Origin of the sequence: Streptomyces sp. NPDC003077 (genome assembly GCF_040611095.1) — a bacterium.
Taxonomy (GTDB): Bacteria; Actinomycetota; Actinomycetes; order Streptomycetales; family Streptomycetaceae; genus Streptomyces.
The window spans coordinates 158,981-170,496 of the sequence record NZ_JBEXNM010000003.1; the positions used below are offsets into that span (position 1 = coordinate 158,981).

Annotated in this window: 12 protein-coding genes and 1 pseudogene; 6 read left to right on the plus strand and 7 right to left on the minus strand. The window is 67.9% G+C overall.

Features of this window, described 5'->3' with window-relative positions; genetic code table 11:
• The first annotated feature begins 32 nt into the window (after positions 1-32).
• Positions 33-3,056 carry an XRE family transcriptional regulator gene (locus ABZX96_RS03470; protein ID WP_355537089.1) on the plus strand — a complete coding sequence of 1,008 codons (3,024 nt, stop codon included), beginning with the start codon at positions 33-35 and terminating at the stop codon, positions 3,054-3,056.
• 104 nt (positions 3,057-3,160) lie between these two features.
• On the opposite strand, the gene ABZX96_RS03475 is transcribed toward ABZX96_RS03470, so the two are convergent.
• Together ABZX96_RS03475 and ABZX96_RS03480 are read right to left on the minus strand one after the other, a co-directional pair.
• Positions 3,161-3,478 (minus strand): hypothetical protein, encoded by a 318-nt coding sequence (locus ABZX96_RS03475; protein WP_355537092.1) that lies wholly within the window; start codon positions 3,476-3,478, stop codon positions 3,161-3,163.
• Positions 3,479-3,752: 274 nt separating this feature from the next.
• Positions 3,753-4,295: a helix-turn-helix domain-containing protein gene (locus tag ABZX96_RS03480; protein WP_355537095.1), complete on the minus strand. Its 543-nt coding sequence runs from the start codon at positions 4,293-4,295 to the stop codon at positions 3,753-3,755.
• Between the two features lie 70 nt (positions 4,296-4,365).
• Between ABZX96_RS03480 and ABZX96_RS03485 the strand changes: the two genes are divergently transcribed.
• Positions 4,366-5,301 carry an alpha/beta hydrolase gene (locus ABZX96_RS03485; RefSeq protein WP_355537098.1) on the plus strand — a complete coding sequence of 312 codons (936 nt, stop codon included), beginning with the start codon at positions 4,366-4,368 and terminating at the stop codon, positions 5,299-5,301.
• A 76-nt stretch (positions 5,302-5,377) separates the two neighbouring features.
• Here ABZX96_RS03485 and ABZX96_RS03490 read toward each other — a convergent pair whose 3' ends face one another.
• Complete coding sequence (locus tag ABZX96_RS03490) at positions 5,378-5,800, minus strand: hypothetical protein (protein ID WP_355537101.1); 423 nt, start codon at positions 5,798-5,800, stop codon at positions 5,378-5,380.
• Positions 5,801-6,419: 619 nt separating this feature from the next.
• On the opposite strand from ABZX96_RS03490, the pseudogene ABZX96_RS03495 reads away from it, so the two are divergent.
• Positions 6,420-6,599 (plus strand): annotated as a pseudogene (locus ABZX96_RS03495) (transposase family protein); the annotation flags it as partial.
• 20 nt (positions 6,600-6,619) lie between these two features.
• On the plus strand, positions 6,620-7,333 hold the full coding sequence (locus ABZX96_RS03500; RefSeq protein WP_355537104.1) for a hypothetical protein: 714 nt from the start codon (positions 6,620-6,622) through the stop codon (positions 7,331-7,333).
• Positions 7,334-7,914: 581 nt separating this feature from the next.
• Here the strand turns inward: ABZX96_RS03500 and ABZX96_RS03505 are convergent.
• Genes ABZX96_RS03505 through ABZX96_RS03520 form a run of 4 tightly spaced genes read right to left on the minus strand, consistent with a single transcriptional unit; the run spans position 7,915 to position 8,885 of the window.
• A complete protein-coding gene (locus tag ABZX96_RS03505; protein ID WP_355537106.1) occupies positions 7,915-8,325 on the minus strand; it encodes a hypothetical protein in 411 nt (136 codons plus the stop codon).
• Positions 8,326-8,341: 16 nt separating this feature from the next.
• Positions 8,342-8,512: a hypothetical protein gene (locus ABZX96_RS03510; protein WP_355537109.1), complete on the minus strand. Its 171-nt coding sequence runs from the start codon at positions 8,510-8,512 to the stop codon at positions 8,342-8,344.
• A gap of 8 nt (positions 8,513-8,520) precedes the next feature.
• On the minus strand, positions 8,521-8,688 hold the full coding sequence (locus tag ABZX96_RS03515; RefSeq protein WP_355537112.1) for a hypothetical protein: 168 nt from the start codon (positions 8,686-8,688) through the stop codon (positions 8,521-8,523).
• Complete coding sequence (locus tag ABZX96_RS03520; RefSeq protein ID WP_355537398.1) at positions 8,685-8,885, minus strand: tyrosine-type recombinase/integrase; 201 nt, start codon at positions 8,883-8,885, stop codon at positions 8,685-8,687. The genes ABZX96_RS03515 and ABZX96_RS03520 overlap by 4 nt, the downstream gene beginning before the upstream one ends.
• A gap of 1,000 nt (positions 8,886-9,885) precedes the next feature.
• Between ABZX96_RS03520 and ABZX96_RS03525 the strand changes: the two genes are divergently transcribed.
• Together ABZX96_RS03525 and ABZX96_RS03530 are read left to right on the plus strand one after the other, a co-directional pair.
• Positions 9,886-11,157, plus strand: a complete 1,272-nt coding sequence (locus ABZX96_RS03525; protein WP_355537115.1) for an MFS transporter — start codon at positions 9,886-9,888, stop codon at positions 11,155-11,157.
• The gene (locus ABZX96_RS03530; RefSeq protein WP_355537118.1) at positions 11,154-11,456 is read left to right on the plus strand and encodes a sulfurtransferase TusA family protein; all 303 of its coding nucleotides are present in this window, start codon (positions 11,154-11,156) and stop codon (positions 11,454-11,456) included. The genes ABZX96_RS03525 and ABZX96_RS03530 overlap by 4 nt, the downstream gene beginning before the upstream one ends.
• Positions 11,457-11,516: the final 60 nt, after the last annotated feature.

The following is an 11,516-nucleotide window of genomic DNA, read 5'->3' on the forward strand; positions in this document are numbered from 1 at the left end:
AACAATTCGCACCACCTGGGGAGGTGCGTGCGATGCCACGAGGAGAGCGTCCGCTGGACGCGGGCGGCGGCCCACTGGTGGATTTCGCCGCGAAATTGCGGCGGCTGCGGGAACAGGCGGGCAGCCCCACCTATCGGGACCTCGCGCGTCGGGCGCACTATTCGATCGCGGCACTGTCCGGAGCCGCGGCCGGACGGCAGTTGCCCACGTTGGCCGTCACCCTCGCCTACGTCCGCGCCTGCGGCGGTGACGAGCGGGAATGGGAGCAGGCGTGGCGCGAGGCGGCGGCTGCCTGCGCTGCCGGATCCGCCGACGCGGGCCCGCGACGGGCGGAAGAGGGGGCGGCTGCGCCCTATGCCGGCCTGGCCCCTTTCCAGCAGTCCGATGCCGATTCCTTCTTCGGCCGCGAACACCTGACCGAAAATCTGGTCGAGCACTTACGGAAGAGAAGGCTTCTGGCTCTTTTTGGTGCTTCCGGCTCCGGAAAGTCCTCGGTGCTGCGCGCCGGACTCCTTCCCAAATTCCCCGCGACACCTTCCCTGGTTCTCACCCCCGGACCGCATCCCGTGGAGGAATGCGCGATCCAGCTCGCGGCCCGCGCCCACATCAGCCCGGGAACCCTGCGCTCCGAACTCGCCGCGGAGCCTCGCGCCCTGCACCGCGTCGTCCGGCAGATCCTGGCCCGTCCGCCGCATCCGACGAACAATCCGACGGTTGCCCCGAAGGGCGCCCCGGAGGATGCCCCGAAGAACGCCCCGGCGGACGCCCCGAAGGAGATCCCGGAGGAGACTCCTACGGGCGACTTCCTCCTCATCGTCGACCAGTTCGAGGAACTGTTCACGCTCTGCCACGACGCGGACGAACGCCACGCCTTCGTCACCTCGCTCCTGCACACCGCCCGGACGCCCGACAGCCGCTGCCGCGTCGTCGTCGCCGTACGGTCCGACTTCTACACGCACTGCACGCGGCTCCCCGGCCTCGTGGACGTCCTGGCCGACGCCCACGTCCCCGTCGGCCCGATGACCATTGACGAACTCCGCGCGGCCGTCGTCCGGCCCGCCGCCCGCGCCGGACTGACCGTCGAAGGGGCCCTCCTGGCAGCGCTCACGGCCGCCGCCCACGGCCGGCCCGGGACCCTGCCGCTGCTCTCCCACGCACTCCTGGAGACCTGGCACCGCCGACGGGGCAACGCCCTGACCCTGGCCGGATTCCAGGCGGCGGGCGGTTTCGAAGGCGCCCTCGCGCACACGGCGGAGGCGTTCCACTCCGGCCTGAGCGAGCCCCAGCAGCAGATCGCCCGGCAGCTCTTCCTGCGGCTCATCGCCCTGGGCGAGGGCACCGAGGACACCAAACGCCGCGTTCCGCGCCACGAAATCGACGACACCCCCGACACCGCGCAGGTCCTCGAACAGGCCACCCGCGCCCGCCTGCTGACGGCCGACCGGGACCGCGTCGAGATCACCCACGAGGCCCTGATCGGCTGCTGGCCCCGCCTCGGCCTCTGGCTCAGCGAGGACCGGGACCAGCTACGCCGGCACCGCGCGCTCACCGAGGCCACCGCCGTTTGGGAATCCCTGGGCCGCGACCCCGACACCCTCTACCGCGGGGTGCGCCTGGCCGCCGTCAAGGACCTGCCCCACCACGCGCTCACCACCCGGGAACGCGCCTTCCGTGAGGCGAGCGAGTCCGCGGAGAGGACGGAGGCCCGGCGCGTCCGCCGCCGGGTCCGCCGGCTGCGCCAACTCGTCGTGGCCCTCGTCGCCCTGCTCCTCTGCGCCACCGCCGCGATCGGCTTCGCCGTGCGCTCCCAGCAGATCGTCACCGCCCAGCGCAACCACGTCCTCGCCCTCAAGGCCATCGACACCTCGGCCGCACTGCGCCCCCGCGACCCCTCGCTCGCCACCCAGCTCGCCCTGGCCGCGCACCGACTGGAACCGAGCGATGCCACCCGTAACAACCTGCTCAGCGTGCTGTCGCGCACGCTGGACCGGCACAGCCACGCGCTGGCCGTCACCGGCGACGGCCGCACCCTGGCCACGGCACGCGACGACGGCGGCCTCCAGCTGTGGGACCTCACCGATCCCCGGCACCCCACCCGCCTCGGTTCCGTCGCCGACAACGCCGACAACACCGACAACGACGGCAACATCAACAACACCGGCAATGACGGCAACGCCGACAACGCCCTGTCCCTGGCTTTCGGCCCACGCGGGGACACCCTGGTCGGCATCGGCCGGGACCGCGCGATCCGCCTGTGGGATCTGACCGACCCACGGCACCCGCACCTGCTGTCCACGACCCCCACGCACCACACCGACCTCGTCTTCTCGCTGGCCGCGAGCCCGGACGGCCGGACGCTCGCCACCAGCAGCTACGACGACACCATCCGGTTGTGGGACGTACGGGACCCGGCCCGCCCCCACTTCCTGAACCGGCTGACGGGCCACTCCCTCAACGTCAAACCGGTCGCCTTCAGCCCCGACGGCACCACACTGGCCTCCGGCTCCGACGACCGCACCGTCCGCCTCTGGGACGTGACCGACCCCCTCGACACCCCCACCATCGCCCTCCTCAAGGGCCACGACGATTTCGTCGACACCCTTGCCTACAGCCGCGACGGCCACACCCTCCTCTCCGGCAGCGACGACCACACGGCGCGGTTGTGGGACGTCACCGACCCGCGCCACCCCCGGCGCTCGGGCCGCCTCGACGGCCATACCGGCACGGTTACCAGCGGGGAGTTCACCCCGGACGGCAGCACGGTCGTCACCACCAGCCAGGACGGAACCCTCCGCATCTGGGAGACGACCAGCCGCACGAGCCCTGTCGAACTGGCCTCGCTGACCGGCCTCTCAGGAGGACTCGCCATGGCGCGCGCCCTTTCCGCACCCGGTGCGATCGTCACCCTCAGCCACGACCACACGATCGACCTCTGGAACACCGACCCGTCCTGGGCGCTCGCCCACGCCTGCGAGCGCGTGCGCACGACCATCAGCCGTGCGCAGTGGGCTCGGCACTTTCCCGGGCTGGACTACCGGGCGCCGTGCGGCGGCTGAGGGGGCTTCGGCCCGGTTTTGTGACGGGTGGGCTGCCGTCGGCGTGGGCTGCCGTCGGCGGCTGCCGGATGGAGCCGCCGCGGCCCGGCAGCCCGTGATCCGCTTTACGCCCCTCCCGGAGTGACGGGCGTGGTCGTGGTCGTGGTTGCGTGGCGGCTTGCGAGGTGTCCGAAGAAGCCCTCCAACAGGGCGAAGAGCCCGGCGACGGCCTGACCGTGCTCGTCTTCCGACCACGGCTCGGCCGGCCGCCCCTCGGAAAAAACGACCCGAAGAACCTGGGCGGACCAGGTGAGGTTCCGGACGACCTTCTCCGTGTCCGCGAGCCACTCCCGGAATCCGCTCAGCAGCGCTCCGCCGCAGGCATGGTCGTAACCGTCGAGGTACGCCGTCACCCCCTCGTAGGTGATGCGGCCGACGTACATGCCCGTCCGCTTCCTGAAGTTCTCCCAGAACCGTTGATGTGATTCGGTCGGCCTGCCACCGTTCCGGCCCCAGGCAGCGGGCACCCGGGAAAGGTCTGTTCCTGTCCTCTGTCACCTATTCGGGGCTGTTGTATTTACGTCTCGACTCTCCGACGCGGGGTGTCCACGAGTGGGAGTAGCCTGCGGTGCCGGAAGAGGGTTGGAGATCGCTTCCCATCCGCAGTGTGATCCTTTCCCGTAGAGCAAAGAGGCCGCTGGCCAAGGGCCCTCTCTGTCAGTCCTGATGTGGCCGTTCCTCCATCGGGAACAAGATTGGGCTGAGCAGGTGAAGGCTGCGATCCGGCCTGGGTTGGTTTTCCATCCTGGAGACGATGGAGTTGCGCAGCTCGTCGATAAGTTCGGCGAGTTCGTCCTTGCTGAGCCAGAGCGGGACCTGGACGTAGCCCACCGAGTCGGCGGTCGGGTCGGCGTGATCCCGGTCGAGGTAGGCGTTGAATTCGGAGTGCAGCGCGGCAAGGGCTGCGGTGAATCCGTGACGGTGGTCGTCCAGTGACATCGACGCCGCGGCATCGGCATCGATCGTCGCCCGCTCGCGGCGGAGGCGGTAGTGGCGTTCGACGGCGCCATGCACCCGCTGCTCGCTGACGACTTCGAGCACTCCTGCCTCGGCCAGCAGACCGACGTGCCGGTACAGGGTGGTCTTGGGGACATCGGGCAGGCTTGCGCACAGGTCGGCGGTGGTGCGAGTGCGCCCGCCGGACATGGCGTGCACGATGCGCACCCTGACCGGGTGCAGGAGAAGCTCCAAGGTGTCCATAGAGCGACGATCCCACATCTGGTACCTTTCCCAAAACTGGGAACGCACGTCGATGGCAGGGGAAGCAGCGATGGCAGACCAACCTTCCGGAGCCCGATCCGTCGAGACAGCCGAGATGGCGCCTCCGCTCGGGCAGTACCACGAGGTAGAGGGCCGCAGGCTTTACCTGCACAGTTCTGGCAGCGGGGGCCCGTCCGTGGTGTTCCTCGCCGGCGGCGGCACGGTCGGCCTGGACTACTGGAACGTCCACGAGCAAGCTGCCCAGCTCACCACGAGCGTGGTCTACGACCGGGCCGGAACGGGCTGGAGCAGCGGAGTCGGACTGCCCCGCAGTTCCGCGGAGGTGACCGACGAGCTGCGTCAGCTGCTTCGGACCGCCGGCATTCCGGGGCCGTATCTGCTGGTCGGTCACTCACTCGGCGGCCTGTATGCCCGCCATTACGCGACACGCTTTGCGGACGAGGTGGCCGGCCTGGTCCTGCTCGATCCCGCGCACGAGGACTACAACGCGTACATGCCTCAGCAGCTGGTCGAGCAGTGGGAGGCATGGGATCCCGACCAGGCGATGCCCGAGGAGCTGCCCGACGAGGTCGTTCAGCTCTACCGCGGTCTGTTCGCCGAAGAGCTGGCCGACTGGCCGCAGCAGCTTCGTGACCTCCTCATCGACCGGCACGTCAGCCCGGGCTGGCTGCGGGTCGGCTTCCAGGAGGCCAAGAACGTGAAGGAGCTCTATGCCGAGATGCGGGACGCGGGGCCCCTGCCGGACGTGCCGTTGATCGTTCTGTCCTCCATGGCGGTCGATTCCTTCAAAGCGGCTGTCTCCCAGGGCACGCCCGAATCGCTGATGCGTGAGGAGATCGACGGCAAGCGGAAGCTCTACACGGCGCTGGCCGCGTCGGTTCCGCGCGGTGAGATCCGCCTCGTGGACGGCACCGGGCACGCCACGTTCCACTTCCGCCGTCCAGATGCCGTGCTCCAGGCGATCGAGGACCTGCTCGGCAGGTGACAGGCGGTTCAGTGCGCCCCAGGCCTGGCGGCCATCTCCAGGTTGGATTCGATCGCCCGCGCGGAGCGCCGGAGACTCAGGTCTGGGGCGATGCGGTGGTGTCGGTCGGGAGCCGCCGGACGTTGGAAGGGAGCGTCCGGACTCTGCGGAGCTCGGCGAGCTCGCTCGTGAGCGCGTGGATGACTTGGGGATAGATCTCGTTTCGTTCGGTCAGTTCGCTGTTGTGCTCGCGTAGCCGTTTGTTGGCGGCTTCGAGGTCGTCGACTTTGACCGGGAGGGTTTGGAACGCGGCAGGAATTCCGTTCACGGATTCCTGGGCTGCTTCAAATTCCTTGCGGAGGTCGGGGTGTTTGTGGGTGAGGACCCATTGCTTTACTCCGGCCTCGGCGGCGAGCTGGACGACGGTGAGGGCTCCGGTGGAGCGGGCCGGTGTGCCGGCCAGGAGGCGTTGCCTTGCCGCTTGGATGGCGTCGCGTTCGGCTATGCGGTTGGTGCTCATGGCCGGGGCTCCTGGTGGTTGGCGATGACCTGCTGGAGTCGGGCGAGTTCGTGTTGTTCGCGTGTGTGGCGGATGGGTGGGCGAGCGGGTCGTCGACGATGGTCTGCAGGGTGTCGGCGCGTGTGCGCAGGAAGTCGATGTCGCGATCGATGCGGGCGATGTTCACGCACGAGGGTCTGCAGTCGTCGATGTCGGGGGTGCGGCGACTGCTGCGTTCGTCGTCAGCCAGCCGGCAGGCGGCGCGGGGTCGAGGACGCAGGTCATGCCCTGGCCGGGGAAGATCTGCAGGTCAGGGCTGGTGAGTAGGGTGTGGGCTTCGCGGGTGGTGCGCAGGATGCGGCCGGCAAACTTGGTGAAGGCGGCGACGCGGTGGCGGTAGGTGTCGGCGGTGGGGCCGCTGACATGTTCGCCGGCCTGGAGTCGTTCGTGGGCTTCGGCGAGGTCTTCGAGGCGGGCGAGCCATTCCTCGAAGGCCAGGTCCTCGGGGAAACCGGAGGCGTAGTTGCCTAACGGTGGAGTCGGGTACTGCAACTCTCCGAATGCCTCACTGGTCACGTAGGCCAAGCTCTGTCCCGTAGTCGACAGAACCAGCAACAGCCCCACAGCGACGGCGCCGTCTCCCATGGAGGACCGTGTCCTGTTGGTGACGGCGTACTGGCGCACGAACTTGACGACGCGACAGCTTGCTCTGTTATGCGGAATCTCCAAGTCGGCCGCTGATTGGATCATTGACCGCATCGGTCCGTTGTTGGCGCTCCGACAGCGGAAGCAGTCCCGCAAAGACACCGTGCTCATCGTCTTACTGTCATCCTGGGTTCTATGACTTCGACGAACACCACGACGGTGGCGCAGATGTTCTTCAACTGTCGCCTGGGGCGTTCAGAGTTGGATCGCATGTATGCGGTGGCGCAGGAGGGAACTGTTCGGACCGCAGCTCGTTTTACTTTGCGTCACGATCTGGGCACCTTCGAAGGGGGGAGCTTACATGAAGTGCTTGCGACAAGGTCGGCGTCCAGCCTGTCTGTTCCTGACGCTAAGGCGGAATGGTTGGACTTCACCGCCGAGGATGAGGCGGCAGGGCGCAAAATCTATATTGGCTGCAGGAGTAGTGTGATCGGAGTCCGAGTGTCGGGTTCCGACGCCATGTGGGTTTATGGGCAATATGCTCGCGTCAAGATTCTTCTAGAGGGCGCCGGGGGTAGGGAAAAGAAGGTTACCTACATAAACCAGGGAGTTTATGAGCTAGCCTTCTTCGTGCTGGCGGCGAGCTTTGCCGTAAGTGCTGCTGTCGGGAGTCCTGGGTGGGTTGACGTGTTACTGAGCTGCGTTGCAGTCGCTGGTTCTGTATTTTTCTCTCTACGCAAGCTTGTTGCAGTGAAGATGCGTAGAGGGATGCTCCGTCTTGACGGTGAGCTGTCGATGGAAAGCGGCTGGCGCCGGATGAACGTCACGGATCGGATCGCCATGGGGGGCGTGGTATTCGCTGGCGTCTCTGCCATCGCGGCCGTGTTAGCGCTCTTCTACGCGATATGATCCCGGCCGACGGATGCATCCTCAGCCGCCTTTGCGTCGTGCGGTTGGATGCGGAGCGTGGAGCGCACTCAGGGCTGGTCCGCCTGCCCTGAGCTGAGCACGTCCCGAGCAGCCGGAAGATTATTTACGAGACAGTCCTTAAGCTTCGAGATCAAGGTCAGGCCATATCCCGCCGATCAGCCAAGGAATGACACAGGAGCAAGTCGGCCTGCGAAGGCATCTGGTCGGCCCGTGGCCCTGTGCATCGCCCATTGCCGGACGGCTCCGGCGGCCCAGTCGGCCAGTTGAAGCTGGGGAAACGCTGTGCTGTCGGAAAACTCAACCTCAGCAACGGGGGTGTCAACCGTACTTCGCCCCAGATCGGAGGGATCGGGCAGCGCGGGAAGCCTCATAAGGAACCGTGCGTGACGGTCAACTACTTTGGAGCTGTCATGCACGAGGCGAAACCGGCCAAGGCTGGCCCCGAAATCCGTGCAAAGACAGAAGATGGACGGGACTACAGGGTCCAATACGTCCGTCGAGCGCATGGATGCGATGAGACCGTGAGTCCACGCCTTATGAGACAGAGGCATCTCCAGAGTTCACATCAAGTCAGCAAACCAGGGGTTCGCGACACTTCTCCTATAGTCCGAGATTGTGTCGAACAATGATTCTGTATCCCGAAGCTGGCGGGCCCAATACACGAACGCCTGCAACATTTTTTCGTACTTCGCGGGGTCGCCCAAGGCTGGCCCGCCGAAGTGGAGTGTGCTAGCCAACCGATGTGCCTCGCCGCCCGTATAGAGATTGAACCCGTCGGCGTGAGCAAGCGGCTCAACCAGTAGGTCGACCATCTTCGTGACCACCATGAATCGCTTGTCCGCCACGTAGGAACGAGTGCTCGTCGGCGGCAGCTGGGTAAAGGCCCAAATGAGCACCTCGCGTCCCTTGCCCGTCTTCGACAGCGAGCTGTATTTCGGCTCACCCTGCGTCCTCGGCAGCCCCTTGCGCACCTCTCCTCGACACTTGTCACTGGTTGACTCCGCTGATGCGGGCCCGCCGGGGCCTCAGGTCGCCGACTCCTTCGGAGACCGAAGTCCCGCCTGCGGCGGCCTTCTTCAGCTTCGACGCGGAGCCGGCCACGGCGATGGGCTCGATGAGGTCGTCCATGGTGCAGTCGAGGATGTCGAGCAGAGCCATGAAGATCTTCAGGCTGAGCCGTTCGGCCCGCTCAACGACGAGCGGTAGACCTGGCTCGACGACAGGCTGATGCCGCGTTCCTGCAGCGGCGGGATGAGGTCGGTGGTGGAGAACATCCCGCGGTCCGCCATGACCTTGCGCAGGTGCCAGTGATAGTCGAGTTTGGGGGCCATCATCGGGTCCTTCCTTGTCGGACGCCGGCGAGCGCCGGGGACAGGGCCTTGCTCAAGGCAGTGTTCATGAAGTCGTCGCTGACGTGCGTGTAGATGGCCGTGGAGCTGTCGCACTCGTGACCGACTTGCTGCTGGATGAATCGCCTATCGACTCCGTCTTCGGTCAAATGTGTGACATATGAATGGCGGATTGAGTGCAGAACTGGGCATTTTGGGAGTTATAGGGCGTCACGGTATGCCTCGAACCGGTCGTTGATAGGGCCGGGCTAGGCGCCCGCCGCGTTCGGTGATCCAGAGAGCCGGATGGTCGGGGAGCCCGAAGCGCGGCCGGACGTTCTCGACGTAGTCCGCGACCGCCTCGACAGCCAGTCCATAACCGACAGCACATTCCGCCGCCGTGGAGGCTGGCCCTTCTTTGCCTTGCCGTAGCGGACGTTGAGCGTGCCGTACCGGCCGAACTGGCGGGCCTTCGGGTTTCGTCCGAAGTCGACCATGTCCAGCTTCGACGTCTCGGTCCGGCGGAGGCCCCAACCGTAGATGACCTTGAAGAGGGTGGCGTCGCGGTTCGTCCATGAGGCAGAGCCAGGCGAGCGCGGCGGGTATGCGGACGTCGGCGGGCTGTACGGGGTCGCGCCAGAGGGCATCGGCCCAGGCGGCGGCGCGGGGGTCGGCCATGGTCCTCCACCCCGCGACGCGCTTACGCTGTTCCGTGGATTTATGGAGGATGCGATGGTGGAGAGCGGATCGACGAGCTGTCCGAGGACGCGGAGGTCGTCGTGCACTGATGCGGTGAGTTCCGCGTACTGGCCTGTGACGCGGTGCGGCTGATGGCCGACCGTGGGCGACGCCGCGTGTTCCGGCTCAACGACGGCATGTTGGAGTGGCGGCTGTCCGGTATGCCGGTCGTTTCCGGTTCCCTCGTGTGACCGGTGCCCGTATCGAGGTGGGTTTGAGGAACGACCCACCGTCGTCAGGGCTTCCATCGCGGCGGCTCCCCGCAATGTCCCGCACCGTTCCGGCGCGGGCCGACGCTCCTCCAGTCGTAGTCCGTCCCGCATCGTCCGGGCGGCAGCTCGGCTATCGACCCTCTGCACCCCCACACCCACGCCCCCTCCGCACCGTCCGGGCGGCGGCCCGAGCCCGGCTCTCAGCGCCGAGCCCGGCCGCCCCACCCACCCTGCCCCTGTGAAAGAGCCATCCGTGACCACCATCGCCCCCGCCGGTACCACCGCAGGACCCGCCATGCCCGACATCGCCCCGGCGCAGCGCCGCGTCCTGCGTGTCCTGGTCGCCTCCCAGATCCTCAGCGGCGCCGGTCTCGCCGCCGGTGTAACCGTAGGTGCCCTGCTCGCCCAGGACATGCTCGGCTCGACCACTCTCGCCGGTCTGCCCAGCGCCCTGTTCACCGCCGGGTCCGCGCTCGCGGCCGTCGCCGTGGGCCGCCTCTCCCACACCCGCGGTCGCCGCCCCGGGCTGGCCGGTGGCTACCTCGCCGGTGCCCTCGGCAGCGCGGGCGTCATCGTCGCCGCCGTCCTGAACAGCCCCGTCCTGCTGTTCCTCGCCCTGTTCGTCTACGGCGCCGGATCCGCCACCAACCTCCAGGCCCGTTACGCGGGTGCCGACCTGGCCGCCCCCGACCGCCGGGGACGCGCCGTGTCCACCGTCCTGGTCGCCACCACCCTCGGCGGCGTCGTCGGCCCCAACCTCGCGGCCCCCACCGGGACCTTCGCCGAAACCCTCGGCATCCCCCACCTGGCCGGTCTCTTCCTGCTCTCCGGCACCGCCTACGCCCTGGCGGCCCTCGTCCTCGCCCTCTGGCTGCGCCCCGACCCGCTGCTCCTGGCCCGCGCCGCCGCGCAGCCGCAGACCAAGACCACCTCAGTCCAGACGCCGTCGGCCTCGGCCGAGAAGGCCGAGAAGGCTTCCGGGGGAGTGGTGCCGGGCGTGCTGGTCATGGTCCTCACTCAGCTCGTCATGGTCGCGATCATGACGATGACGCCCGTCCACATGCACGACCACGGCCACTCCACCGTCGCCTCCGGACTCGTCATAGCCGTCCACATCGGCGCGATGTACCTGCCGTCGCCGCTGACCGGCTGGCTCGTCGACCGCTGGGGCCGCATGAAGATCGCCGCCGCCTCCGGCCTCACCCTTCTGGCCGCCGGAGTCCTCGCCGCGCTCGCCCCCGGCGACTCTGTCGTCCTGCTCGCGCTCGCCCTGGCCCTGCTCGGGCTGGGCTGGAACTTCGGCCTCGTGGCCGGTACCGCGATCATCACCGACGCCGTGCCGCTGGCCACCCGCGCCAAGACCCAGGGCCTGGTCGACGTCGCCATCGCCATCGCCGGCGCCACCGGCGGCATGGCCTCCGGCATCATGGTCGCCGCCACCAGCTACCCCGTCCTCGCCCTCACCGGCGGCGCCCTCTCCCTCGCCCTTCTGCCCGCCATTGCCGCCACCGCCCACCGCCGATGAGGCCCACGCAGCCCGGCACTTCCGCGCCGGACATCACCATCGACGGCACCGGCCTGCTCTGCGTCACCCTTCTGCTCCGCCTCCGCAAGCAGATCAACGACGCCCCACCGGGCACGCTCGTCCACATCATCGCCACCGACCCGGCCGCCCCGCTCGACCTCCCCGCCTGGTGCCACATGACCGGCCACACCTACCTCGGCCCCGTACCCGGCACCGAACACCCCCGGTACGCCCTCCGGCTGGCCGCCGACGCGCTGCCCACCCGGCCGGACGCGCCATGGCACCGAGCCCCTTCGTAAAGCGCGTCCCCTGCTTGACCCACTTCTTGCTCTCGAAGGCCACTCCGTGACCACCTGACG